This is a genomic window from Rhizobium sp. OAE497 (assembly GCF_040546565.1).
In the GTDB taxonomy this organism is placed as follows: Bacteria; Pseudomonadota; Alphaproteobacteria; order Rhizobiales; family Rhizobiaceae; genus Rhizobium.
In genome coordinates, this window is record NZ_JBEPOA010000001.1 from 1,263,564 (window position 1) to 1,286,653 (window position 23,090).

Consider the following 23,090-nt stretch of genomic DNA (forward strand, 5'->3'; position numbering starts at 1 on the left):
TGCCCTTCTGCCGCAGCCTTTTCCGGGCGCTTGTGGCTATCCTGCCATAGCCTCTTCGTATTCGGCCGAAAGCTCCAGCCATTGCTCTTCGGCAGCAGAAAGTTTCGCCGCCGCTTCGCCGCGCTGCTTGGCCTTCTCGGCCGCCTTGGCGGGCGCCTTCTCGTAGAGAACCGGATCTGCAAGTTCCGCATCAAGCGCCTGAATCTGTTTCTCCAGCTTGCCCGTCAACGATTCGATTTCGTTGATCTTTTTCTTGAGCGGCGCCAGCGAGGCGCGCTTGTCGGCATTCAGCTTGCGTTGCTCGGCCTTGCTCGCCGGATCGTCGGCGCTCTGGACCTTCTCATCCTTCTTCCTGCCGGAGGAAACGATCAGGTCGCGATACTCGTCCATGTCGCCGTCGAAATTGGAGACGGTGCCGTTATTGACGAGCCAGAGCCTGTCGACGGTCGCCTCGATCAGGTGGCGGTCGTGCGAGATCAGGATGACCGCGCCGTCATAGTCGTTCAGCGCCTCGATCAGCGCCCGGCGGCTGTCGATATCGAGGTGGTTGGTCGGTTCGTCGAGGATCAGGAGGTTCGGCGCATGGAAGGCGGCAAGGCCCATCAGCAGGCGCGCCTTCTCGCCGCCGGAGAGATCCTTAGCGGCCGTCGCCATCTTTTCGGTCGCAAGGCCCATCTGGGCAACGCGGGCGCGCACCTTGGCCTCCGGTTCGCTCGGCATCAGGCGGCGCACATGCTCCACCGGCGTCTCGTTCGGCACGAGATCGTCGAGCTGATGCTGGGCGAAGAAGCCGATCTTCAGATTGGAGGCGATCCGCAAGTCGCCGCTCTCGGCGTTCAGGCGCCCGGCGATGAACTTCGCGAAGGTCGACTTGCCGTTGCCGTTGGAGCCGAGGAGGGCGATGCGGTCGTCATTGTCGATGCGCAGCGTGATGTTCTTCAGGATCGGCTTGCCCGGCTCGTAGCCGACGGCGCCGCCCTGGATCGCCACGATCGGCGAGGCCGGCTGCTTCTCGGGCTCGGGGAAGGTGATCGGCTGGACGTGATCCTCGATCACGGCGGCAACCGTTCCCATGCGCTCCAGCGCCTTGACGCGCGACTGCGCCTGGCGGGCCTTGGAGGCCTTGGCCTTGAAGCGGTCGATGAAGCTTTGCAGGTGCTTGCGCGCCGCATCGTTCTTCGCCTTCGCCTTCATCTGCAATTCGTCGGCTTCGGCCTTCTGGCGTTCGAACTGGTCGTAGCCGCCGCGATAGAAGGTCAGCTTCTTCTGGTCGAGATGGACGATCGAATTGACCGCGTTGTTCAGCATGTCGCGGTCGTGGCTGATGACGATCACGGTATGCGGATAACGGCGCACATAGTCCTCGAGCCACATCGTGCCTTCAAGGTCGAGATAGTTGGTCGGCTCGTCGAGCAGCAGGAGATCAGGCTCGGCAAACAGCACCGAGGCGAGCGCCACGCGCATGCGCCAGCCACCCGAGAAGGAGGAGGCAGGCCGCAGCTGGGCTTCCTGGCTGAAGCCGAGGCCGGCGAGAATGCTGGCGGCGCGGGCTTCGGCCGAATGCGCGTCGATATCGACGAGCCGCGTCTGGATCTCGGCGATGCGATGCGCATCGGTCGCCGTTTCGGCTTCCTTGAGAAGCGCGGCGCGTTCCTTGTCGGCCGAAAGCACGATTTCGATCAGCGACTGCTCCGTCGCCGGCGCTTCCTGCGCCACCTGGCCGATGCGCGCATTCTTCGGGATCGACACGCTGCCGGTCTCGGCGCCGAGATCGCCGGTGATGATGCGGAAAAGCGTCGACTTGCCCGCGCCATTGCGCCCGACAAGGCCTGCCTTGGTACCCGCCGGAAGCGTCACGCTGGCATGGTCGAGGAGAAGGCGCCCGGCAATGCGGGCAGAGATTTCGGTAATCGTGATCATGCCCGGCGTTTTGGCCGAAACGGCGGATCAAGGCAAGAGCGTGGAAAGCCTCAGCGGCCGAAAGCCTGGATCGGCTGGCGGCGGTTGGATTGGGCGGCGAGCAATGCCACGCGGGCATTGGCCTGGAGCTGCGTGCCGGTCGCCGCATCGCCGCTGAGCGCGATGCCGATCGAGATCGTCAGCTTGCCGGGATCGGATTTGTCCGAGGTTGCGAAGACCATGTTCTCTTCGACCGACTGGCGCAGGCGGTCGGCGATGGCGATGGCATCGCGCATGCCGACATTGGCAAACAGGAAGGCGAATTCGTCGCCTTCGACGCGCGAGACGAAGTCGTTCTTCTTGATCGATTTGCGGAACAGGTTGCCGAGCTTCTTCATCAGCTTGTTGCCGGCTTGCACGCCGTATTTGGCATTCAGCTGGCGGAAGTCGTCGATATCGACCATGAGCAGCGCGCTGCCCGCGGCATCCTCGCCCTCGTAGAGATCGCCGATCGTCTTGGCGAGCGCGATGCGGTTCGGTAGCCCGGTCAGCGGGTCGGTGACCGAGGCGGCCTGGGCAGCGGCGACGCCGCGCTCCAGGGTCTCGATCCGCTCGACATCGGAGAGCAGCTTGGCTTCGAGCTCGGTCTCGGCGGCGAGCACCGATGCGAGCGACGAGGCGAGATATTCCATCTCGCTCATGAAGGCGTCGAGGCCCTGTTCGGAATTGCCAGAGAGCGACTGCAGCAGCGTTTCGGCCGCGCGTGCAAAGGCATATTTCTGCTTCAGCCCGTCCGAGAGACGATCGGCCGCCTCGCGCAGCAGCTTGCTGGCCTCGGTGCCGGCCGTTTCGGCGGCAAGGCCGCAATGGCTGACGAGCCGGTATTTGAGGCCGAGTTCATCGAGCCGGGCCTGCGCCGGATGACTGCCGAGCGCGGAGATGTCGGTGGCGAGCGCCGTGTTGCGGCCGCAGACGGCTTCGTGCAGCAGCTCGTAGTTCCGCGGGCTGCCCGCAATGTTCAGCCGTGCCATATGTTCGGCGATCTTCTGGGCGTCGTTCTGCGGGGCAGGGCGGGCGCCCTCGCGCTGTGCTGCATTCCTGGTTGTGTTCTGCATCACCGTTCCTCGCACCTTCGGCACTGCTTTAGCCGCGGCTTATCTTCCCGCTATGCGCCGCAGATTTTAAAATAGCTTGAATTTTCAGTATCTCCGGCTGGGCAGCGCCGGAAAGGCGCAAATGCGGTTAATGCAACCTTGAAGCGGCGCTCACCAAAGGCGATGGCGCCCATCAGATTTCGTCATTTGATTGCGGCGCCGCTTTGCCGTGAAATGCGCCTGTCATTCATGAAAGGATCGCCATGACGCTTGCGCTCTATTCGCTCTGCGGCGCCAATCCGCAGCACTTCTTTTCTCCGCATTGCTGGAAGGCGGTGATGGCGCTGGCGCATAAGGGGCTGGCCTTCGAGGAGATCCCGACGACCTATGCCGGTATCGCCAAGATCGGCGGCGGCTTCTCGCCGACCCTGCCGGTGCTCGACGATAACGGCCATCTCGTCACCGACAGCTTCGCGATCGCCCTCTATCTGGAAGAAGCCTATCCCGATCGCCCCTCGCTGTTTGGCGGCGAGGGCGGCAAGGCGCTGTCACGCATGGTCGAGGGCTATTCGCAGATGGTGATCCACACGGCGATCATGCGCATGGCGCTGATGGATATCCATGGCGCGCTCGACGAGGGCGACAAGGCCTATTTCCGTGAAAGCCGCGAGCAGCGGCTCGGCCGGAAGCTGGAGGATGTGGTGGCGAACCGCGCCGCCGAAGAGGCAGCCTTCGCCGCCAAGCTGGAGCCGATGCGCCACATGCTGAAGTTCCAGCCGTTCATCGGCGGCGAGAGCCCGCTCTTTGCCGACTATATCGTCTTCGGCGCGCTGCAATGGCTCCGGGTCACCGCGGGGCTCTCGATGCTGGCGCCGGACGATCCGGTTATCGCATGGCTCGATCGCTGCCTCGATCTTCACGAAAGCCGGGGGCGCACTGTGACAGCGGCGTGAAATTGCCTCATCCCCCTTGTTTTCGGGGCGGCGGGCGGGTAAAGACCGCCCACTTTTCCCGCTAAACCAGAGGATTTGACCCAATGGCGATTGAACGCACCTTTTCTATGATCAAGCCTGATGCAACGAAGCGCAACCTCACGGGCGCTATCACCAAGATGCTCGAAGACGCCGGCCTGCGCGTCGTCGCATCCAAGCGCGTCTGGATGAGCAAGCGCGAAGCTGAAGGCTTCTACGCCGTTCACAAGGAACGCCCCTTCTTCGGCGAACTCGTTGAAGGCATGACCTCGGGCCCGACCATCGTTCAGGTTCTGGAAGGCGAAGGCGCCATCCTGAAGAACCGCGAAATCATGGGCGCGACCAACCCGGCAAACGCTGACGAAGGCACGATCCGCAAGGTTCACGCTCTCTCGATCGGCGAAAACTCGGTTCACGGCTCTGACGCTCCTGAGACCGCTGCCCAGGAAATCAAGTACTGGTTCTCCGACACCGAAATCGTCGGCTGAATCGGAATGTCAGCCTGAGGGCTGAAGTGATTGAAATGACTCTTGAAGCCGGGGCTTTTGCTCCGGCTTTTTTGTTTGGGTGCTGTTAGGCGTTGGCTCCGGGCGCAAAGCCCTCAAACCGCCGGACACTTGTCCGTATTCGAATAATCCACCGTCCCGTCAGCCTTAAACACCTCGGGATTCTTATTGTAGAATGGCCCGACCACCAGCGGCTTGCTCGGCAGCATCGCCGCCTGGTCGACATCGGAGACGAATTGCGTTTGCAGTTCCTGCAGCGTCTTGCCGTCGGCGGAGACCAGCCTGATCTTGGCGCTGTAGGGCTTGTCCTTGCGCACGCAGTGGATCGCCGGGCTCTGCAGGGTGATCTTGTCCCAGGCGGGGAAGATTTTCTCCTGCAGGGTGATGGGATCGCCGCCCGCCGGGTTTTCGAACTCGGCGATCGCCACGGCGCCATCGGGGATCGGCGAGGTCTTGCGCAGTGTCACCAGATAGGTGGCGGTCGCCACGCGGTAGTTGAAGACGAACATGTGGCCGGTCACTTCGACCATCTTTTCCATCTCGCGCTGGCAGCCCGCAATCAGCAGGGCCGAGAGGCCGAGCGCGGCAATCGCGTTGATCTTCATGGCATCTCCTCCTTCTTGCGCCGGTAATGGCGGTTGGCCTTTGCCCGGTTGCCGCAGACCGCCATGTCGCACCAGGCGCGGCTCCTGTTCTTGCTACGGTCGATGAATAGCCAGCCGCAGTTCCGGCATATCTTCATCCTGTCGGGATCCGGCATGGCGATCAGCCTGAGCGCCGAATGCGCCGTCGCCGCATCGAGGCCATCCGGCCGCGCCCCACGCAGCGCCGATGCGATCCGCTCCAGAAGATCGGCCAGCATCGCGTCATCGGCTTCGCCAAGCACCCGCTGACGGAAATAGCGGTCGACAGCCTCACGAAGGCCGAGAAAGGCCGGCCGGTTCTCTTGATGGACCGGCAGGACATCGCCGAACAGCGCCCGTTCGGCGCAGAATTCCGTCGCCGCAGCCGGAAAGGCGTCGAGTTGCGCTGTCGAGGCAAAACGGTCGATGCTGCGCTCGGCATCATGGCGCAGAATGACGCTGTTGGCGACATCGAGCGCCAAAGCGCCACCGGAAAAGCGATGCGGGGTCCAGGTAAAGCTCATGCTGAAAATATAACTGGTAAAACGTATTTTGCCAGTTATTATTTTAGGCGATACGGAGCATGTGAATGGGATATCTGCTGCAGCAACTGGCCAATGCCGTGCCGCTCGCCGCGCTCTATGCGGCGCTGGCCTTCGGCTATTCGCTGGCCTTCGGCGTCACCAAGCGGGCCGATATCACCTATGGCGCGATGTTCGCCTTCGCCGGCCAGATCCTGCTGCTCTTCACCGATTTCGCCTATAACAAGCTGTGGCTGGTGCTGCCCGCTGCGTTGGCGATCGGCATCGGCCTGTCCTTCGTCTATTCGCTGCTCACAGGCTTCTGGATCGGCCGCAGCATCATGCGGCCGCTGGTGCGCCGCTCCGCCAATACGGTCATCGTCGCAGCCCTCGGCGTCACCATCCTGCTGATGGAAACGGCAAGGCTCGCCGCGCAGACCCGCGAGCTCTGGCTGCCGCCCTTGCTGAACACCACGGTCGTGCTTTGGAGCGACGCCTCCTTCAAGGTGACGCTGACGCTGATGCAGCTCGTCAATGCCGGCCTGATGATCGCGCTGATCGGGGCGGGAGCACTGATTCTGCGCTATACCCGCCTCGGCCGCATCTGGCGGGCCGTCACCGACGATCCGCTGGCCGCCGAACTTTGCGGCACGAGCTCCGGCCGCGTCTTCCTGATCGCCTATGTCGCGGCGATCTTCTTCGCCACCTGCTGCGGCATCCTCACGACCTTCTATTACGGCACGATGGATTTCGGCGCCGGCCTGCTCTTCGGCCTGAAGGTGCTGATGATTTCGGCCGCCGGCGGCTACTCCGATCCGTTGAAGTCAGCGGGCGGGGCAGCCGGTGTCGGCCTCGCGGAAACGCTCTGGACGGCCTATGGCTCGTTCCTCTGGCGCGACTTTGCGGTCTTCTCGCTATTGGTCTTCCTGCTGGTGATGAGCCGGCGCGAACGGGCGATACCTTAAAAGGTTCTGCTCATTTCCACTTGTCGCGGGCGCTGTCGTCGCTGTCCTTGGCGGCGATCCAGTCGCCGCTCTTGCCATCCTTGGCATGTTCCTTCTTCCAGAAGGGCGCTGACGTTTTCAGGTAATCCATGACGAAATTGGCGCCGTCGAAGGCCGCCTGCCGATGCGGGGCGGCGGCGATGACCAGCACGATATTCTCGCCCGCGGCGATTTTGCCGTAGCGGTGGATGGCGGTGAGGCCCTTCAGTTCAAAGCGCTCGATGGCGAGATTGGCGATCCTGAGCATCTCGGCTTCGGCCATGCCCGGATAATGCTCAAGCTCCAGCGCCGAAAGCGTCCCGCCTTCGTCGCGGCAGAGGCCGGTGAAGGTGACGATGGCACCGATGCCGGGCTTGCCCTTGGAGAGGAGGGTGGTTTCGGCCTGCAGGTCGAAGTCGTCGCGCTGGACGCGGATGGTGGGGGTCATAGGCGGCACCTCGCGGAGGCGGAGAGGTTGTGCCGTGCCAGCCCCCCTCTGGCCTGCCGGCCATCTCCCCCACAGGTGGGGAGATCACAAGTGGCGTGCTCCCAGGACCACTCCGGCATTTGCGAATGTTGAGATTTTGTAGCGAAGCCGGTGCGCCCAGCCAATCTCCCCACCCGTGGGGGAGATGCCCGGCAGGCCAGGGGGGGGCGGACTGGCGCGGCGCTCACCGTCTCACCCACCCGTCATCGGCGGAAAAATCCCGATCTCGCGGGCGTTCCCGATCGGTTCGTCGTGCTCCACATGCTCCTGATCGAGCGCCACGCGGATGACATTCTCATATTGAAGCGCGGTCTCATACTCTTCGCCCAAGCCCTTCAGATGACTCAGAAGATCGGAGACGGTGACGACGGAGGCGGGCAGCGAAATCTCTTCCTCGCTCTTGCCGATCCGCTCGCGCACCCAGGCGAAGTAGACGAGGCGTGTCATCACTCTTCGTCCACGATGTGCTTGAGGCCGGCGCGGAAATAGTCGTAGCCGGTATAGATCGTCAGCAGCGCGGCGATCCAGAGAAGGCCGATGCCGATCTGCGTCGTGTAGGGCAGCACGGCATCACCGGCAGGGCCGGCGAGCAGGAAAGCAATAGCGACGAGCTGCACCGTCGTCTTCCACTTGGCGATCCGCGTCACGGGCACGCTGACCTTCAGCGCCGCCAGATATTCGCGCAGGCCGGAGACCAGTATTTCACGGCAGAGGATGATGATCGCCGCCCAGATCGACCAGCCGGCAATCGTGCCGTCGGCAGCAACGAGCAGCAGGATCGAGGCGACCAGCAGCTTGTCGGCGATCGGATCGAGCATGCGGCCGATATTCGAGGTCTGGTTCCAGATACGTGCCAGATAGCCGTCGAGGAAGTCGGTCACCGAGGCGATCACGAAGATCCAGAAGGCGACCCAGCGGGCGAGATCGGAGCTCTGCAGCCGCCCCTCGACGAAGAAGCAGAGCACGATCAGCGGCACCGCAAGAATGCGTCCGTAGGTCAGCAGGTTCGGGATATTGTATGCGCGCGATGCCATGAAACTGTTCTCTGAAACGATGTGCCCGTAGATGACGGCTTTGGTCCTCAACCGTCAATATTCTTTCTGCTTTTCGCCTCCTTTTGCGTGGAATTTGCGACCGCCGCCGCCTATTTCGCGGCGTCGTCGTGAAAATGATTATAGACCGTCTTCGCAACCGTCTCCGAAATGCCCTCGACGGCCATCAGATCGGAGAGAGCGGCGCGCGAAACGGCCTTCGCCGTGCCGAAATGCTGCAGAAGCGCACGCTTGCGCGATGGCCCGATGCCGCCGATCTCGTCGAGCGGGTTCTTGACCATCTCCTTCTTGCGCCGCGCCCTGTGCGAGCCGATCGCGAAGCGGTGCGCCTCATCGCGCATGCGCTGGATGAAGTAGAGCACCGGATCGCGCGGCGGCAGCGTGAAGCTCTCCTTGTCGGGCGGGAAAAACCGCTCGCGGCCGGCATCGCGGTCGACGCCCTTGGCGACACCGATGGCGATGACGCTGTCGGTGATGCCGAGTTCGGCGAGAATGCCGCGCACCGCCGTCATCTGTCCTTGGCCGCCGTCGATCAGGATGACGTCGGGCCAGGCGGGGAAGGGCATGTCGGCGGCATCCGTGTCGGCTGCGACAGCGGGCTGCGAACGGTCGGGAATGCCTTCTTCCTTGATCAGCCGTTGGAAGCGCCGTGTCATCACTTCCTTCATCATCCCGAAGTCGTCGCCGGGGGTGATGTCGGTCGATTTGATGTTGAACTTGCGGTACTGGCCCTTCACGAAGCCTTCCGGCCCTGCAACCACCATGCCGCCGACGGCATTGGTGCCCATGATATGCGAGTTGTCGTAGATTTCGATGCGCTGCGGCGTGTAGGGCAAGGCGAACGTATCCTTGAAGCCGCCGAGCAGGCGCGACTGCGACGCCGTCTCGGCAAGCTTGCGGCCATGCGCCTCGCGGGCATTGCCGACGACGTGATCGACGAGATCGCGCTTCTCGCCACGCTGCGGCACGAGGATCGACACCTTATGCCCGGCCTTTTCGCCGAGGGCCGCGGCTAGCAGCTCCATTTCCTCGACGGTCTCAGACAGCATGATCTGCTTCGGTACCGGCTTGTCGTCGTAGAACTGCGCCAGGAAGGCATTCAGCACTTCGGCGCCCGTCAGCTGCGGATCGGCCTTCGGGAAATAGGCGCGGTTGCCCCAGTTCTGGCCGGTGCGGAAGAAGAACACCTGGATACAGGAAACGCCGCCCTCGTGATGGATGGCGAAAACGTCTGCCTCTTCGACGCCTGCCGGATTGATGCCCTGGTGGCTGGAGACATGCGAAAGCGAAGCCAGGCGGTCGCGATAGACGGCGGCCCGTTCGAAATCGAGATCCTCTGCGGCGGCATTCATCGCTTCCGCCATATGCGCCTTCACCTTCTGGCTCTTGCCTGACAGGAAGTCCTTTGCCTCCTGCACCAGCTCGCCATAACCGGCATCGCTGACCTCATGGGTGCAGGGACCCGAACAGCGCTTGATCTGGTAAAGCAGGCAGGGGCGGGTGCGCGTCTCGAAGACGCTGTCGGTGCAGGTGCGGATCAGGAAGGCGCGCTGCAGCGAATTGATCGTGCGACCCACGGCTCCGGCGGAAGCGAAGGGACCGAAATAGTCGCCCTTGCGGGCACGCGCGCCGCGATGCTTGAAGATCGCCGGTGCCCGGTGGTCTCCCGTGATCAGGATATAGGGAAACGACTTGTCATCGCGCAGCAGCACATTAAAGCGCGGCCGCAAGCGCTTGATCAGATTCGCTTCGAGCAGCAGCGCTTCCGTTTCGGTGCGCGTCGTCACGAATTCCATATTGGCCGTCAGCCGCACCATTTGGGCGATGCGGTTCGAATGCACCCGGCCCATGGCATAGTTGCCGACGCGCTTCTTCAGGCTGCGCGCCTTGCCGACATAGAGTACATCGCCATCGGCATTGAACATGCGATAGACGCCCGGACTGTTCGGCAGCCGCTTGACGATTTCGGCGATCAGGTCCTGGCCAACCAGCCCTGTTTCGTTGACCCCGCCTTCGTTCCAGTCGATCCCGGCCGAAATCGGCGCGGCGGAAGCATCGCCTTCCACCTCGATATCGTCTTCATTCTCGTCGGCTTCATCATAAAGAACACCGCCATCCGGCAGCTTCTTGGCATTCATTCCTTGATCTCCAGCACGTCAGGCGTCTGCCACGCGAGATGCTGGCCGCCGTCGAGTGCAATCATCTGACCCGTGATCGAAGGCGTTTCGAACAGAAAACGAATCGTTCGCCCAAATTCCTCCAATTCGGGGCCTCTCTTCAAGATAAGGGCTGCGACCTGCGCTTGGAAGTCTTCTTGCAGCTGCCTTTCGCTCGGCATCGAGGGGCCTGGCCCGATCGCGTTGACGCGGATGCGCGGCGCCAGCGCCTGTGCCATCGTCTGCGTCGCCGTCCACAGCGCCGATTTCGACAGCGTATAGGAATAGAAGCTCGGCCGCAGCGCCCAGACGCGCTGGTCGATGATGTTGACGATCAGCCCGTCGGCGCCATCCGGCAGCTGCTCGGCGAACTTGGCGGCGAGAATCGACGGCGCGCGGAGATGCACGGCGAAATGCTCGTCCCAGATTGCGGCGTCGAACTTGCGCAGCGAATCTTCGGCGAAAATCGAGGCATTGTTGACGAGCAGATCGAGCGATCCGATCTCCGCAGAAGCCTTTTCGATCAGGCTTGCCGTCTCATTTATTTTTGTAAGATCGCCCTGGACCACGATTGCCCGCGCACCGCTCTGCCGCAATTCGGCCACAAAGCGATCGGCTTCAGCGAGCGAACCATTCGCATGGACTGCGACCGAAAAGCCGTTATCCGCCAAATCCTTGGCAATCGCCCGGCCTATTCTTTTGGCGGCACCGGTTACCAGTGCGGCCTTAAGTCTTTTCCCGCTCAAAAGCTTGCCTTCGTCATCAATGAATCTAAGTGCTTCCTATATAGGGGCGGGCGAAGAGTAGATAAATAGGTGAACGCAATTGCGTTCCAGGCCGATTTATTCTATGTATTATTTGAGAATAGATTTTCGTAAAATAAGTATTGTGAATTTAACCATTCATTATGGTTAACAAATAGTCTGTTGCGCTATAGCAACATCGAATTTCAGCCACCCCGCCGCCACAATCATTTCACAATTTGGCTCTTTCAAATCCGCAATTGGGCTCCACTTTCACCCTCGATCCGAGAGGGACATCTAGTAATTGCTCGCGAATGCTTCGGTGTAAAACAGTTGACGAAGAGCGCGGGACTGAAAGGAGACAAGTATGCGTACACTCATTGCTAGCCTGATGGCTTCTGCCTTCGTCGTAGCCGGCTTCACCGCTGCAAATGCTGCCGATGCAGTTGACCAGGTCCCGGAAGCTCCGGTAGCCCAGAACGAGCCGGTTACCCCGGCCGGTAACTGGGAAGGCTTCTACCTCGGCGGTGCAGGCACCTACAACATGGGTGACTTCAACAACAGCCGTGACGGCTACGCCCTCGGCGGTCAGCTCTACACGGGCTACAACTGGCAGGCTGGTCAGATCGTTTACGGTGTTGAAGCCGACCTCGGCTACTCCGGCCTCGACCATTCGGCTGGCGGCGTTACCGAAAAGAACCGCTTCAACGGCTCCGTTCGCGGCCGCGTTGGCTACGACCTGAACCCCTTCCTGCTGTACGGCACGGCTGGTCTTGCTGCGACCAACAACAAGGTTAGCGCCGGCGGCGATTCTGACGACAAGACCTCCTACGGCTACACCGTCGGCGTCGGCGCAGAAGCTTTCGTCACGAACAACATCACCGCTCGCGTCGAATATCGCTTCAGCGATTACCAGAACAAGAACTACGACACCGGCATCGGCAGCGTTTCGCGCGGCTATGACGAGCAGAGCGTCAAGGTCGGTATCGGCGTAAAGTTCTGATCGGTTTCCGGTCAAAGAAAAAGCCCGGCTTCGAGCCGGGCTTTTTTTATTGTTGCGGTTTGAGATCGGGATAGGCGGGGAACTTCTTCTCGAAATCCCGGATCCAGCCGATCAGCTCGGAATGATCCGCTTCCCACTGGCCCTTGAAGCGCAGGTCGAGATAGCCGATTGCGGCAGCGAGCGCGAAATGGCCGCCGTGGAGCTTCTTGCCGAGTTTCGGCGGATGGGCGCTGATATGGTTGAGGCCGCTGACGGCCTTCTTCCACTGCCGGTCGATCCACGGCTGGTGCACTTTCTCCTCGTCCCGGAAACGCCGTTCATAGACGATCGCCAGCAGGCAGTCGCAGATGCCGTCGCAAAGCGCTTCCAAAATCTCGGCCTCGGTGCGCTTGCCGTTCTTGTCGGGATAGAGCTTCTTTTTCTTCAGCCGGTGGAAATAATGCATGATGGCGATGCTGTCGAAAACCGATGCGCCATCGTCGGTCAGAAGGGTAGGGATCTTGCCCAGCGGATTGTTGTCGACGAGGATCGCCGGGCCGGCATTGGTATCGACGCGGATTTCCGTGACATCGAGCTCGAGATAGCGCGCCGCCATGCGGACTTTGCTCGAATAGGGTGAGGTCGTTGCGCAGAGGAGCTTCATCATACACCTATGGAAATGCGTTGGCGCGGCGGACTATTCCGCACGCCGCCGTCATGGTCAATCGGGGCGATGGCCAGTCGTCGTTGGGCAGGCGTCAATCGTCCCGCGCGGCCTTCTCTTCGCCGCGCAGCCAGAAGGCCCGGTGCGATGCGTAGCGGTCCTGCGCCATGATGTCCTTGAGGGCAGGGAGCATCCGGTGCAACTCGTCCTTCAGCGTGAAGGGCGGGTTGACGATGATCAGCCCGGAGCCCGTCAGGCCGGTGATGCCGCGGTCGCTGCGCACGCTGAGTTCGGCGCAGAGAATCTTCGGAATGCCGGTCGCCTGCAGCGCCTCGTGGAATTCCTTAATCGGCGCGCCCTTCTTCAGCGGATACCAGAGGCAATAAGTGCCGCCCGGAAAGCGGCGGTAGCCCTTCACCAGTCCGTCCACCAGCCGCTCATATTCGCCGTCCTCTTCGAACGGCGGATCGACCAGCACCATGCCGCGCTTTTCCTTCGGCGGCAGATGCGCACCGAGCGACAGCCAGCCGTCGAGCTCGGTGATCCGCACATGGTGGTCGCCTTCGAACAGGCGATGCAGCCGGGCGAAATCTTCCGGATGCAGCTCCATGGCGGACAACCGGTCCTGCGGGCGGAACAGCATGCGCGAAAGCTTCGGCGAACCCGGATAGTAGCGGATGCCGCCTTCAGGATTGAGCTCGCGAACCGCCGAGAGATAGGGCTCAAGCAGATCGGCCACCTGCGGATCGAGATCGGCCTCCATCAGCTTGCCGATGCCCGTCTGCCATTCGCCGGTCTTCTGCGCTTCCTCGGAGGAGAGGTCGTAGAGGCCGATGCCGCCGTGCGTATCGAGCACGCGGAAGGCAGCGTCCTTCTTCTGCAGATAGCGGATCAGCCGTGCCTGCACCGCATGCTTCAGCACATCGGCAAAATTGCCCGCATGATAGATATGGCGGTAGTTCATCGTTGCTGATGCCTGTCATGAATTCGCCTGATCGGCGCAATTTCCGGCTTTTGGCCGCTTTCCGCTTCGCATATAGAAATCATATGAACATTGCGACCCCCATTCACGCGAAATCCCGGGTCGGGCACACCGCCTGTCCGCACGACTGTCCCTCTACCTGCGCGCTGGAGGTCGACATCAGCGATGACGGCCGGATCGGCCGCGTGCGCGGGGCAGGCGACCACAGCTACACGTCGGGCGTCATCTGCGCCAAGGTCGCCCGTTATGCCGAGCGGCTCTATCATCCCGATAGACTGATGCTTCCGCTGCGCCGCAAGGGCGCCAAGGGTGCGGGCAGCTGGCAGCAGATCTCCTGGGACGACGCGCTCGATGAGATCGCCGAAGCCTTTGTCAAGGCGGAAGCCAAGGACGGTAGCGAAGCCATCTGGCCGTATTTCTACGCCGGAACCATGGGCTGGGTGCAGCGCGACTCGATCGAGCGCCTGCGTCATGCCAAGCGCTATTCCGGCTTCTTCTCGTCGATCTGCACCAACCCGGCATGGACCGGCTTCACGATGGCAACCGGCACGCTGCGTGGCCCCGATCCGCGCGAAATGGCGCGCACCGATTGCGTCGTCATCTGGGGCACCAATGCGGTCGCCACGCAGGTCAATGTCATGACCCACGCGATTAAGGCCCGCAAGGAACGCGGCGCGAAGATCGTCGTCATCGATATCTACGACAACCCGACGATGAAGCAGGCCGACATGGCTCTGATCGTCAAGCCCGGCACCGATGCTGCACTCGCCTGCGCCGTCATGCACATCGCCTTCCGCGACGGCTATGCCGACCGCGCCTATATGGCGAAATTCGCTGACGATCCCGCCGGTCTCGAAGCGCATCTGAAGACCAGGACGCCGGAATGGGCGGCCGGGATTACCGGGCTTTCCGTTGCCGAGATCGAGGATTTCGCCAAACTCGTCGGCACCACGAAGAAGAGCTATTTCCGCCTCGGCTACGGCTTCACCCGCCAGCGCAACGGCGCGGTCGCCATGCATGCGGCCGCCTCGATCGCCACGGTTCTCGGCTCCTGGCAATATGAGGGCGGCGGCGCCTTCCATTCGAACAGCGATATCTTCCGCATGAACAATGCGGAGCTGACCGGAAAGTCGATGAAGGATCCTGACATCAGGATGATCGACCAGTCGCAGATCGGCCGGGCGCTGACCGGTGATGCCGTAGCGCTTCGCCACCGCGGCCCGGTTACCGCCATGCTGATCCAGAACACCAATCCGGTGAACATCGCCCCCGAGCAGCGGCTGGTAAAGCAGGGCTTTGCCCGCGACGATCTCTTCGTCGCCGTCCACGAGCAGTTCATGACCGATACCGCCGAGATGGCCGATATCGTCATCCCGGCCACGATGTTCGTCGAGCATGACGATATCTACCGCGCCGGCGGCCAGAACCACATTCTGCTCGGCCCCAAGCTCGTCGAGCCGCCGGAAACCGTTCGTACCAATCTCTTCGTCATCGAAGAGCTCGCCAAGCGCCTCGGCGTCGCCGACCGACCGGGCTTTGGCTTTACGGCGCGCGAAATGGTCGATCGCGTGCTGAAGGACAGCAATCTGCCGGATTACGACTATTTCCTCGAAAACAAGTGGTTCGACCGCCAGCCGGAATTCGACGACGCGCATTTCCTGAACGGCTTTGCCCACGCCGACCGCAAGTTCCACTTCCGCCCGGACTGGGTGAATGGCGCCGCGCCGAACAAGCCGCCTGAAGTCCTCGGCGCCTTCGGCCCGCATGAGCAGCTGCCTGCTTTCCCGGATCAGGTGGATGTCATCGAGCTCGCCGATGCCGACCATCCTTTCCGCCTCGCCACCTCTCCAGCCCGCAACTTCCTCAATTCGAGCTTCGCCGAGACGAAGACCTCGCGCCAGAAGGAGGGCCGCCCGGAACTAATGGTCAATCCGGCCGATGCCGAAGCGAACGGCATCGAGAGCGGCGATCTCGTCCACATCGGCAACACCAGAGGCGACCTGCGCATCCATGTGAAGATCACCGAGGAAGTGAAGCCCGGCGTTCTTATCGCCGAGGGCCTGTGGCCGAACAAGGCGCATGTCGACGGCGAGGGGATCAACGTGCTCACCGGCGCCGATCCCGTCGCGCCCTATGGCGGTGCCGCCGTCCACGACAACAAGGTCTGGCTACGCAAGGACGCCGCATGACGAAATTCGAGAAGGCTGGCGCCAAAATCGTCAGCGAAGCCGTGCTCTCCCGGGGCTGGACCAAGCTCAGCGCCTACAAGATCGACTATACCGATTCCGAAGGCGTCACCCACCGGCTCGACCGCGAGGTCTATCACCGGACCCCGGCCGCGACGATCCTGCTCTACGATCCCAAACGCCGCACCGTCGTGCTCGTGCGCCAATATCGCCTGCCGCCCGATCTGCACGGCGAAATGCCCTTCATGTTCGAGACGCCCGCCGGCCTGCTCGACGGCGACGAGCCCGAAGCCGCCATCCGCCGCGAGGCAATGGAAGAAACCGGCTTCCGCATCCGCGACGTCCGCTTCCTGTTCAAGGCCTACAGCTCGCCCGGCTCCAACGCCGAAATCGTCCATTTCTTCGCCGCAGAGGTCGATACCGCGGATCGCGTTTCAAACGGTGGCGGCTTGGCCGAGGAGCATGAGGATATCGAGGTGCTGGAGGTGGCGCTCGACGACGCGCTCGCCATGATCGGCAACGGCGACATCCGCGACATGAAGACGATCATCCTGCTGCAATGGGCGGCGATGAACAGGGTAACCATTTTGCAGCGAGGCTAGTACCACGCTAATAAAAGTAGAAAGACTTCCGCGCTACAGGCGCAGCGGAGAGCCAGCGTTTTTCATGGATGCTAGGCTTGCTCGAAAGAAAGACGAGATCGCTCTTGCGGCACTGATGATGTGCGATCGCCGGCTTTTCGGCGAGGTCTATCAATCAGTGCAATCGGAGTATTTTTGGCGTATGCCCCAAGATAGCGGCGTGCTCGTCCATCAATGCGCACCGACTTCCGCGATTTTTCCGGGGCAGAATAACCCGGGCGATATCGATCTCCTTATCATTCCCTATGAGGGAAATTACCTCGTCGCCAATAAGATCGTTGCGGTTGAGCTTAAGGTGATCAGAGCTAGCTATCAGCGTCAGGGAAAATCCCCTAACGACTTCGGCTATACCCAAGCATGTCATCTTCTTCGTTTGGGATTCCCATATGCTGCGGTCATTCATCTCATTGTTTCCGACGACAGTCCTCCTGAGGCTTGGGAGGAAATGTCGGCTTTTCGAGTTCTGGACTCATCGGGTCGAGTGGCCGGGCCTGAAACGCATCGGGTTGATACCATGCCCATCTCGCTGATGAACCGGGCGTTTGGGCGGCTTCTAAGCAATTGTCCTGACGATCATCTTGGTCTTGTCGCTGCCTATCTGGGTAAGTGGCGTGAAGATGAACGATCGATTTCTCCCAACAGCGGATTTTGGTTTCCGAACGGGCGGGAGGCCGAATTGAGCCCAAACTATAGTATCGCCGCTATGACCGCGGTCTGTAGTTATTATGAGCGTGCGCGCCTTCGCTTTTTTCGAATCCCCAGATTTGATCCGGTGGAAGAGGTCACATAAGCATTGGTCATCCCCCTGTCACGAATCCGGCCTATGCGCTGCGGTTTGTCTTCCCGCCTTGCCCCAACAGGAGAAAAATCATGTGGCTCAGTAATTTCACGCTCGTCCTTCCCGGTGAAATCGTGAGCCACGGCTCGGTGCGTGTCGAGGATGGCGTCATCGCCGAGATCCGTGATGCGCCGGTCGCCGGTGCGGCGATCGATGGCGGCGGACGGTTCCTGATGCCGGGCTTCGTCGATCTGCATGGCGACATGATCGAGCGCGAGATCGCGCCGCGCCCGAATGCGATGATGCCGATCGATTTCGGTATTCACGAGCTCGACAAGAAGCTCGCTGCGGCCGGCGTGACGACAGCCTATGCCGCGATCTCCTTTGCCACCGAGAGCGTCTATGGCCATGTGCGTTCGCTGGCGACCACCTCTGCCGTCATCGAAGGCATCAATCGTCTGCGCAATTCGCTGCTGGTCGATCACAAGGTCCATGCGCGCTATGAGATCACCAATGTCGGCGCTGCCGCCACGCTGGAAAAGCTGCTCGTTGCCGATCAGGTCGACATGGTCTCGCTGACCGACCACACGCCGGGGCAGGGCCAGTACAACAATATCGAAGCCTATGTCGCGAGCATTTCCGAGCGCCGCGCGATCACCAAGGAAATGGCGCTGGAAATCGTCCAGAAGCGCATCGCCATGCGCGAGGATCCGGCAATCGACGCGAAGCTCCGGGAGATCGTCGCGCTGTCGTTGCAGCACAAGCTGTCGCTCGCCTCGCATGATGACGACAGCGCCGAGAAGGTTGCCGAGATGCATGATCTCGGCGTGACGATCAGCGAATTCCCGGTCACGCTGCCGGCCGCCGAAGAAGCCCGCCGCCGTGGCCTCTGGACGCTGATGGGCGCGCCGAACGCGCTGCGCGGCCAGTCGATGTCCGGCAATCTCAGCGCCCTCGATGCCGCCAAGGCTGGCCTTCTCTCCGTCATCGCCGCCGACTACCACCCGGCCGCCTTCGTCCCCGGTATCTTCAAGATCGCCGACGCGATGGATAACAACCTGCCGGCCGCCGTTGCCATGGCAACGTCGAATGCCGCCCGCTCGGCCGGATTGCTGGATCGCGGCGAGATCGCCGTCGGTCAGCGCGCCGATCTGGTGGCGGTGGAGAAGGGGGCATGTGCATCGCATCCGCGCGACGTTCCGGGCAGGGCGCTTTGTGTATAGCGACGGTACGCTGCATCCGCTTCAGGCGATTGCGGCCTAAGACGGCTTTACGATCACGAAAGCAGCGGTACGTTTTCGCGTGCGGCTGCTTCGATCAGTTGCTTGTCCAGGGTGGCAAGCGGCAGTTTCGATCCGATCGCGAGTGCCAGATAAGCAGCGTCGTAGGCGGTCAGCCTATGCCGCTCTGCCTGGTCGAGAATGAGTTCACCGTCCAATGAGGTCGCGGTGACGACATTGAGCTGTGTCAGGCGCAACATCGACCGCCGCACCTCGTCGCGCGACAACCGCTGACGGCGGCAAGACAAGGTGAGAACGTTCCGCATTTCATGCCAGAACAGATCTGGCACAAGGGCGCCATCGCTAGCGACACGCTGCAGCACCTTATCTGCAAACAGAGTAGCCTCATCAGGCAGAAACCAGACAGCGGCGATCGAGGCATCGACTACTAGGGTCATCAACGCCGGCCGATTTGTTTCCACTCGGCAATTTCGGCCTGTGTCACCGGTTTACGAGTGCTGCGCTCGCGGATGATTGTATCGATGATGTCCTGGGTGTCGCGCTTTTGAGTTGCAACACCAGCCATGCGCGCCACGGGCACGTCGTCGCGGACGAGGATAATTTCCTCGCCTGCTTCAATTTTTGCGAGAAGCTCGGCAAGCGTTGTGTCTTCTATGCTGACGGTTATCGTCATGCGTGGGCTCCATCAATACCGGAGCCATGATGATCCGCATCGGCGGACCGGTCAACCGTCACGCGATCAGCGAAATAACCCGCTCAGTCCCCGCCGCAGCGCCGGCACCGGTCCCGACAGCCTTGCCGCCTTCCATCCGCACCTTGCCCTCGGCAAATAGCCGGAGCGCCTGCGGATAGAGCTGATGCTCGACCGTGAGCACGCGTCCGGCCAGCGTATCGGCCGTATCGCCGGAGAGCACCGGTACTGCCGCCTGGCCGATGACCGGGCCTTCGTCCATGCCTTCGGTGACGAAATGCACGGTGCAGCCTGCGATCCGCATGCCGGCGTCGATGGCGCGCTGGTGGGTGTGCAGGCCGGGGAAGAGGGGGAGCAGCGAAGGGTGGATGTTGATCATCCGTCCCTCGTAGCGCTGGATGAAGGTGGCGCTCAGCAGGCGCATGTAGCCGGCGAGGCAGAGGATGTCGGGCGAGAGCGTATCGAGTGCTTCGAAGATCGCCGCCTCATGGGCTTCCTTGCTGGCATAGTCCTTGCGCACGAAAGCGAAGGCCGGGATGCCCTCGGCGGCCGCCTTGGCGAGGCCGCCGGCATCCGCCTTATCGGAGATCACGCCGACGATCTCCGCCGGGAAATCGGCAGTCTTGGCGGCGGCGACGAGCGCCAGCATGTTGGAGCCGCCGCCGGAGATGAAGACGACGACGCGTTTGCGCGGCGTGCTCATAGGGCGAGCGTACCCTGATACTGGGTGCCGGTCGCGCCTTCGGCACGGGCGATCATCCGGCCGAGCACGACGATCTTCTCGCCTTCGGCCTCGAGCGCCTTGGTCACGGCTTCGACATTCTCGGCCGAAACGACGGCGATCATGCCGATGCCGCAGTTGAAAGTGCGCAGCATCTCCTTGGCTTCGACGCCGCCGGTCTTGGCAAGCCAGGAGAATACGGCCGGAACCTTGACGGCCGACAGGTCGATCTCGGCGGCCAGATGCTTCGGCAGCACGCGCGGAATATTTTCAGGGAAACCACCGCCGGTGATGTGGGCCAGCGCCTTGATCGCCTTCGTCTCGCGGATCGCCTTCAGCAGCGGCTTCACATAGATGCGGGTCGGCGTCAGCAGCGCTTCGCCGAGCTTCTTGCCTTCTGCAAAGGGTGCCGGAGCATCCCAGCCGAGGCCGGAGAGTTCGACGATCTTGCGTACCAGTGAGAAACCGTTCGAGTGAACGCCGGAGGAGGCGAGGCCGAGAATGACGTCGCCTTCGGCAATGTCGCCTGCCGGAAGCAGTTCGCCGCGCTCGGCAGCGCCGACGGCAAAGCCCGCGAGGTCGTAGTCGCCGGAGGAATACATGCCGGGCATTTCAGCCGTCTCGCCGCCGATCAGCGCACAGCCGGCATCGCGGCAGCCGGCGGCAATGCCTTCGACGATCGCCGCGCCCTGGTTCGGGTCGAGCTTGCCGGTGGCGAAATAGTCGAGGAAGAACAGCGGCTCGGCGCCCTGGACGACGAGGTCGTTGACGCACATGGCAACGAGGTCGATGCCGACGGTATCGTGGTAATCCGCGTCGATGGCGATCTTCAGCTTGGTGCCGACGCCGTCATTGGCGGCAACCAGAACCGGATCCTTGAAGCCTGCTGCCTTGAGGTCGAAGAGGCCGCCGAAGCCGCCGATTTCGCCATCTGCGCCGGGGCGGCGCGTCGAACGCACGGCAGGCTTGATCTTCTCCACCATCAGGTTGCCGGCATCGATATCGACGCCTGCATCGCTATAGGTCAGGCCGTTTTTTCCAGACTGGCTCATGCTGCTCTCCGGTGGTTTTTGCACGTGCGGACAATATGGGGACAAGCGACCCCGTCACATGCCGGTCGCAATTGCATGAGAGTGCGCTTTATGCAAGGCGGTGCACAGAGAAAAGCCCCAATTTCCCGCTCTTTCAAGGTCTGCGAATGGGATTTCTCCAGGCAGGGTTGACCATCTTCCGGGCTGCATCCTATGTGCTTTGAAAGCGTTCGCGGCCAAAATCGCGTTGCACGCGGGACAACACGGGGTAATCGATGCCAAATCAGGTCAGCGGGACAAGTCTGAAGCGCCAGGTCTTCTTCTGGCTCGGCGTGCTCGCATTCTTCATCCTGTTCCTGCTTGTCTTCAGCTCCATCCTGCTGCCGTTCCTGGCCGGAATGGCGATCGCCTATTTCCTTGATCCGGTTGCCGACCGGCTGCAGCGCATCGGCCTCAGCCGGATGATGGCGACGATCGTCATCCTCGTCTGCTTCGTGCTGGTCATTGTCATCGCGCTGATGACGCTGATCCCGATCCTCGCGAGCCAGTTCACAGATTTCGCCGGCAAGTTCCCGGGCTATATCGATCAGCTGCAGCAGTTCATCACCACCTCGCAGAATTCGCTGCTGCCGGAATGGATCAAGAGCCAGCTCGGCACGATCAAGAACAACTTCTCGGAAATCCTCTCGCAGGGCGTCGGCTTCCTGACCGGCCTCTTCGCGCAGATCTGGAGCTCCGGCCTTGCCGTCGTCAATCTGATCTCGTTGCTGATCGTCACGCCCGTCGTCGCCTTCTACATGCTGCTCGACTGGGATCGCATGGTGGCGCAGATCGACCGCTATATCCCGCGTGATTATGTTGCCAATGTTCACCAGATCGCCCGCGAGATCGATCAGGCGATCGCCGGCTTCATCCGCGGGCAGGGCTCGCTCTGCCTCATCCTCGGCATCTACTATGCCGCCGGTCTGTCGCTGGTCGGCCTCAATTTCGGGCTGCTGATCGGTCTCTTCGCCGGCATGATCAGCTTCATCCCCTATGTCGGATCGATGCTCGGCCTGCTGATCGCTGTTGGCGTCGCCATCGTGCAGTTCTGGCCCGATTACATCTGGGTCGGCGCGGTGCTCGCCGTATTCTTCAGCGGCCAGTTCCTCGAAGGCAATATCCTGCAGCCGAAGCTCGTCGGCCACAGCGTCGGCCTGCATCCGGTCTGGCTGATGTTCGCGCTCTTCGCGTTCGGCGCGCTCTTCGGCTTCGTCGGCCTGCTGATTGCTGTGCCTGCAGCCGCTGCTGTCGGCGTTCTTGTCCGCTTTGCCCTGTCGCGCTACCTTGAGAGCGATCTTTATGCGGGTCAGTCGAAGTCTGTTGCCCGCAAGAGCAAAGCCGAATCCAAATGAACGATGCAAAGCGCAAGGCCGGAGAGCAGCTTCCGCTGGTCTTTACCCATGATGCCGCGAGCGGCCGTGACGATCTTCTGATCTCCGACCGTCTGAGCGCTGCCGTCACCATCGTCGATGCCTGGCCGCAATGGCCGTCGCCTGTGGTGATCCTGGCCGGACCCGTCGGCTCGGGCAAGTCGCATCTCGCCAGCATCTGGAAGGAGCACAGCGGCGCGCAGAGCATCCATCCGAAGGCCGGTTCCGATGCCGCGGTCGCTGCCGCTGCCGGTCCCGTCCTGTTCGAGGATGTCGACCGCGAAGGCTTCGACGACACGGCGCTCTTCCACGTCATCAATAGCGTGCGCGAAAACGGTCACAGCCTGATGATGACGAGCCGCCTCTGGCCGATGTCCTGGCCGGTCGAGCTTCCCGACCTGCGCTCGCGCCTGAAAGCTGCGACCGTCGTCGAGATCGGCGAGCCGGATGAAGAGCTGTTGTCGCAGGTGATCGTCAAGCTCTTCTCTGACCGGCAGCTTAATATAGATGACAAACTGGTGTTCTATATCGTCAACCGGATGGAACGCTCGCTGAATGCCGCCCAGACGATCGTCGAGCGGCTCGACCGGCTCGCCTGGTCGCGCGGCACGAAGATCACCCGGGCAATGGCGGCCGAAGTATTGAATGAATTGGGAAATTCCGGCCCGGTCGATTGACTGTCACAGTTCTGTCGTGAAACTGATATAATTCGCGATGGCGAATAAA

General features: G+C 61.7%; 24 protein-coding genes and 1 pseudogene. 10 read left to right on the plus strand and 15 right to left on the minus strand.

All coding sequences use genetic code 11. The features are described 5' to 3' along the window. Positions 1–36 precede the first annotated feature (36 nt). Complete coding sequence (locus tag ABIE40_RS06450) at positions 37–1,920, minus strand: ABC-F family ATP-binding cassette domain-containing protein (RefSeq protein ID WP_199628826.1); 1,884 nt, start codon at positions 1,918–1,920, stop codon at positions 37–39. 50 nt (positions 1,921–1,970) lie between these two features. Beyond that, the gene (locus ABIE40_RS06455) at positions 1,971–3,014 is read right to left on the minus strand and encodes a GGDEF domain-containing protein (RefSeq protein WP_148195330.1); all 1,044 of its coding nucleotides are present in this window, start codon (positions 3,012–3,014) and stop codon (positions 1,971–1,973) included. Between the two features lie 242 nt (positions 3,015–3,256). Here ABIE40_RS06455 and ABIE40_RS06460 point away from each other — a divergent pair, with 242 nt between their 5' ends. Beyond that, positions 3,257–3,946: a glutathione S-transferase family protein gene (locus ABIE40_RS06460; RefSeq protein WP_199628825.1), complete on the plus strand. Its 690-nt coding sequence runs from the start codon at positions 3,257–3,259 to the stop codon at positions 3,944–3,946. Positions 3,947–4,029: 83 nt separating this feature from the next. Continuing rightward, positions 4,030–4,452: a nucleoside-diphosphate kinase gene (ndk, locus tag ABIE40_RS06465; protein ID WP_016553456.1), complete on the plus strand. Its 423-nt coding sequence runs from the start codon at positions 4,030–4,032 to the stop codon at positions 4,450–4,452. Between the two features lie 113 nt (positions 4,453–4,565). Here the strand turns inward: ndk and ABIE40_RS06470 are convergent, their stop codons facing one another. Both ABIE40_RS06470 and ABIE40_RS06475 read right to left on the minus strand, forming a co-directional pair. Then, positions 4,566–5,075 (minus strand): hypothetical protein, encoded by a 510-nt coding sequence (locus ABIE40_RS06470; protein ID WP_199628824.1) that lies wholly within the window; start codon positions 5,073–5,075, stop codon positions 4,566–4,568. After that, positions 5,072–5,617 carry a CGNR zinc finger domain-containing protein gene (locus tag ABIE40_RS06475; protein WP_130282780.1) on the minus strand — a complete coding sequence of 182 codons (546 nt, stop codon included), beginning with the start codon at positions 5,615–5,617 and terminating at the stop codon, positions 5,072–5,074. Before ABIE40_RS06475 ends, ABIE40_RS06470 begins: the two co-directional genes overlap by 4 nt. A 65-nt stretch (positions 5,618–5,682) precedes the next feature. On the opposite strand from ABIE40_RS06475, the gene ABIE40_RS06480 reads away from it, so the two are divergent. Continuing rightward, complete coding sequence (locus ABIE40_RS06480; protein WP_199628823.1) at positions 5,683–6,579, plus strand: branched-chain amino acid ABC transporter permease; 897 nt, start codon at positions 5,683–5,685, stop codon at positions 6,577–6,579. A gap of 10 nt (positions 6,580–6,589) precedes the next feature. Here the strand turns inward: ABIE40_RS06480 and ABIE40_RS06485 are convergent, their stop codons facing one another. The 5 genes from ABIE40_RS06485 to ABIE40_RS06505 all read right to left on the minus strand — a co-directional run bounded on the left by ABIE40_RS06485 (position 6,590) and on the right by ABIE40_RS06505 (position 11,038). After that, positions 6,590–7,045, minus strand: coding sequence for a molybdenum cofactor biosynthesis protein MoaE (locus tag ABIE40_RS06485; RefSeq protein ID WP_199628822.1), 456 nt, complete (start codon positions 7,043–7,045; stop codon positions 6,590–6,592). Between the two features lie 231 nt (positions 7,046–7,276). Beyond that, entirely contained in the window at positions 7,277–7,531 is a 255-nt protein-coding gene (moaD, locus tag ABIE40_RS06490) for a molybdopterin converting factor subunit 1 (RefSeq protein WP_199628821.1), read from the minus strand. Beyond that, positions 7,531–8,118 (minus strand): CDP-diacylglycerol--glycerol-3-phosphate 3-phosphatidyltransferase, encoded by a 588-nt coding sequence (pgsA, locus tag ABIE40_RS06495; protein ID WP_112718834.1) that lies wholly within the window; start codon positions 8,116–8,118, stop codon positions 7,531–7,533. The genes moaD and pgsA overlap by 1 nt, the downstream gene beginning before the upstream one ends. Positions 8,119–8,228: 110 nt before the next feature. Beyond that, positions 8,229–10,274 (minus strand): excinuclease ABC subunit UvrC, encoded by a 2,046-nt coding sequence (uvrC, locus tag ABIE40_RS06500; RefSeq protein WP_199628820.1) that lies wholly within the window; start codon positions 10,272–10,274, stop codon positions 8,229–8,231. Beyond that, positions 10,271–11,038, minus strand: coding sequence for an SDR family oxidoreductase (locus ABIE40_RS06505; RefSeq protein WP_199628819.1), 768 nt, complete (start codon positions 11,036–11,038; stop codon positions 10,271–10,273). The genes uvrC and ABIE40_RS06505 overlap by 4 nt, the downstream gene beginning before the upstream one ends. A gap of 364 nt (positions 11,039–11,402) precedes the next feature. Between ABIE40_RS06505 and ABIE40_RS06510 the strand changes: the two genes are divergently transcribed. Next, positions 11,403–12,038, plus strand: coding sequence for an outer membrane protein (locus ABIE40_RS06510; RefSeq protein WP_199628818.1), 636 nt, complete (start codon positions 11,403–11,405; stop codon positions 12,036–12,038). 46 nt (positions 12,039–12,084) lie between these two features. Here ABIE40_RS06510 and ABIE40_RS06515 read toward each other — a convergent pair whose 3' ends face one another. Beyond that, positions 12,085–12,681, minus strand: coding sequence for a glutathione S-transferase (locus ABIE40_RS06515; RefSeq protein WP_130282768.1), 597 nt, complete (start codon positions 12,679–12,681; stop codon positions 12,085–12,087). Between the two features lie 94 nt (positions 12,682–12,775). Next, positions 12,776–13,645: a 23S rRNA (adenine(2030)-N(6))-methyltransferase RlmJ gene (locus tag ABIE40_RS06520; protein ID WP_130282766.1), complete on the minus strand. Its 870-nt coding sequence runs from the start codon at positions 13,643–13,645 to the stop codon at positions 12,776–12,778. 83 nt (positions 13,646–13,728) lie between these two features. Here ABIE40_RS06520 and ABIE40_RS06525 point away from each other — a divergent pair, with 83 nt between their 5' ends. The 4 genes and pseudogenes from ABIE40_RS06525 (at position 13,729) to ABIE40_RS06540 (ending at position 18,531) form a co-directional block, all read left to right on the plus strand. Further along, positions 13,729–15,852, plus strand: coding sequence for a molybdopterin oxidoreductase family protein (locus ABIE40_RS06525; protein WP_354540978.1), 2,124 nt, complete (start codon positions 13,729–13,731; stop codon positions 15,850–15,852). Next, positions 15,849–16,451, plus strand: coding sequence for an NUDIX domain-containing protein (locus ABIE40_RS06530; RefSeq protein WP_199628816.1), 603 nt, complete (start codon positions 15,849–15,851; stop codon positions 16,449–16,451). Before ABIE40_RS06525 ends, ABIE40_RS06530 begins: the two co-directional genes overlap by 4 nt. A gap of 64 nt (positions 16,452–16,515) precedes the next feature. After that, complete coding sequence (locus tag ABIE40_RS06535; RefSeq protein ID WP_199628815.1) at positions 16,516–17,280, plus strand: hypothetical protein; 765 nt, start codon at positions 16,516–16,518, stop codon at positions 17,278–17,280. Positions 17,281–17,360: 80 nt separating this feature from the next. Further along, positions 17,361–18,531 (plus strand): annotated as a pseudogene (locus ABIE40_RS06540) (alpha-D-ribose 1-methylphosphonate 5-triphosphate diphosphatase). A 13-nt stretch (positions 18,532–18,544) separates the two neighbouring features. Here the strand turns inward: ABIE40_RS06540 and ABIE40_RS06545 are convergent. Genes ABIE40_RS06545 through purM form a run of 4 tightly spaced genes read right to left on the minus strand, consistent with a single transcriptional unit; the run spans position 18,545 to position 20,973 of the window. Further along, complete coding sequence (locus tag ABIE40_RS06545; RefSeq protein WP_199628813.1) at positions 18,545–18,946, minus strand: type II toxin-antitoxin system VapC family toxin; 402 nt, start codon at positions 18,944–18,946, stop codon at positions 18,545–18,547. Next, positions 18,946–19,182: a type II toxin-antitoxin system prevent-host-death family antitoxin gene (locus tag ABIE40_RS06550; protein WP_112718793.1), complete on the minus strand. Its 237-nt coding sequence runs from the start codon at positions 19,180–19,182 to the stop codon at positions 18,946–18,948. The genes ABIE40_RS06545 and ABIE40_RS06550 overlap by 1 nt, the downstream gene beginning before the upstream one ends. Positions 19,183–19,240: 58 nt before the next feature. Further along, positions 19,241–19,903 (minus strand): phosphoribosylglycinamide formyltransferase, encoded by a 663-nt coding sequence (gene purN / locus ABIE40_RS06555; protein WP_112718792.1) that lies wholly within the window; start codon positions 19,901–19,903, stop codon positions 19,241–19,243. Next, entirely contained in the window at positions 19,900–20,973 is a 1,074-nt protein-coding gene (gene purM / locus ABIE40_RS06560) for a phosphoribosylformylglycinamidine cyclo-ligase (RefSeq protein ID WP_112718791.1), read from the minus strand. Before purM ends, purN begins: the two co-directional genes overlap by 4 nt. Positions 20,974–21,227: 254 nt before the next feature. Between purM and ABIE40_RS06565 the strand changes: the two genes are divergently transcribed. Together ABIE40_RS06565 and hdaA are read left to right on the plus strand one after the other, a co-directional pair. After that, complete coding sequence (locus ABIE40_RS06565; RefSeq protein WP_112718790.1) at positions 21,228–22,346, plus strand: AI-2E family transporter; 1,119 nt, start codon at positions 21,228–21,230, stop codon at positions 22,344–22,346. Continuing rightward, positions 22,343–23,041: a DnaA regulatory inactivator HdaA gene (gene hdaA, locus ABIE40_RS06570; protein WP_112718789.1), complete on the plus strand. Its 699-nt coding sequence runs from the start codon at positions 22,343–22,345 to the stop codon at positions 23,039–23,041. Before ABIE40_RS06565 ends, hdaA begins: the two co-directional genes overlap by 4 nt. Positions 23,042–23,090 lie beyond the last annotated feature (49 nt).

What these genes read in the sequence shown, in the direction of transcription:
- ABIE40_RS06450 (WP_199628826.1), bottom strand. Translation starts at nt 1,920, where the DNA reads ATGATCACGATTACCGAAATCTCTGCCCGCATTGCCGGGCGCCTTCTC.
- ABIE40_RS06455 (WP_148195330.1), bottom strand. Translation starts at nt 3,014, where the DNA reads ATGCAGAACACAACCAGGAATGCAGCACAGCGCGAGGGCGCCCGCCCT.
- ABIE40_RS06460 (WP_199628825.1), top strand. Translation starts at nt 3,257, where the DNA reads ATGACGCTTGCGCTCTATTCGCTCTGCGGCGCCAATCCGCAGCACTTC.
- ndk (WP_016553456.1), top strand. Translation starts at nt 4,030, where the DNA reads ATGGCGATTGAACGCACCTTTTCTATGATCAAGCCTGATGCAACGAAG.
- ABIE40_RS06470 (WP_199628824.1), bottom strand. Translation starts at nt 5,075, where the DNA reads ATGAAGATCAACGCGATTGCCGCGCTCGGCCTCTCGGCCCTGCTGATT.
- ABIE40_RS06475 (WP_130282780.1), bottom strand. Translation starts at nt 5,617, where the DNA reads ATGAGCTTTACCTGGACCCCGCATCGCTTTTCCGGTGGCGCTTTGGCG.
- ABIE40_RS06480 (WP_199628823.1), top strand. Translation starts at nt 5,683, where the DNA reads ATGGGATATCTGCTGCAGCAACTGGCCAATGCCGTGCCGCTCGCCGCG.
- ABIE40_RS06485 (WP_199628822.1), bottom strand. Translation starts at nt 7,045, where the DNA reads ATGACCCCCACCATCCGCGTCCAGCGCGACGACTTCGACCTGCAGGCC.
- moaD (WP_199628821.1), bottom strand. Translation starts at nt 7,531, where the DNA reads ATGACACGCCTCGTCTACTTCGCCTGGGTGCGCGAGCGGATCGGCAAG.
- pgsA (WP_112718834.1), bottom strand. Translation starts at nt 8,118, where the DNA reads ATGGCATCGCGCGCATACAATATCCCGAACCTGCTGACCTACGGACGC.
- uvrC (WP_199628820.1), bottom strand. Translation starts at nt 10,274, where the DNA reads ATGAATGCCAAGAAGCTGCCGGATGGCGGTGTTCTTTATGATGAAGCC.
- ABIE40_RS06510 (WP_199628818.1), top strand. Translation starts at nt 11,403, where the DNA reads ATGCGTACACTCATTGCTAGCCTGATGGCTTCTGCCTTCGTCGTAGCC.
- ABIE40_RS06515 (WP_130282768.1), bottom strand. Translation starts at nt 12,681, where the DNA reads ATGAAGCTCCTCTGCGCAACGACCTCACCCTATTCGAGCAAAGTCCGC.
- ABIE40_RS06520 (WP_130282766.1), bottom strand. Translation starts at nt 13,645, where the DNA reads ATGAACTACCGCCATATCTATCATGCGGGCAATTTTGCCGATGTGCTG.
- ABIE40_RS06525 (WP_354540978.1), top strand. Translation starts at nt 13,729, where the DNA reads ATGAACATTGCGACCCCCATTCACGCGAAATCCCGGGTCGGGCACACC.
- ABIE40_RS06530 (WP_199628816.1), top strand. Translation starts at nt 15,849, where the DNA reads ATGACGAAATTCGAGAAGGCTGGCGCCAAAATCGTCAGCGAAGCCGTG.
- ABIE40_RS06535 (WP_199628815.1), top strand. Translation starts at nt 16,516, where the DNA reads ATGGATGCTAGGCTTGCTCGAAAGAAAGACGAGATCGCTCTTGCGGCA.
- ABIE40_RS06545 (WP_199628813.1), bottom strand. Translation starts at nt 18,946, where the DNA reads ATGACCCTAGTAGTCGATGCCTCGATCGCCGCTGTCTGGTTTCTGCCT.
- ABIE40_RS06550 (WP_112718793.1), bottom strand. Translation starts at nt 19,182, where the DNA reads ATGACGATAACCGTCAGCATAGAAGACACAACGCTTGCCGAGCTTCTC.
- purN (WP_112718792.1), bottom strand. Translation starts at nt 19,903, where the DNA reads ATGAGCACGCCGCGCAAACGCGTCGTCGTCTTCATCTCCGGCGGCGGC.
- purM (WP_112718791.1), bottom strand. Translation starts at nt 20,973, where the DNA reads ATGAGCCAGTCTGGAAAAAACGGCCTGACCTATAGCGATGCAGGCGTC.
- ABIE40_RS06565 (WP_112718790.1), top strand. Translation starts at nt 21,228, where the DNA reads ATGCCAAATCAGGTCAGCGGGACAAGTCTGAAGCGCCAGGTCTTCTTC.
- hdaA (WP_112718789.1), top strand. Translation starts at nt 22,343, where the DNA reads ATGAACGATGCAAAGCGCAAGGCCGGAGAGCAGCTTCCGCTGGTCTTT.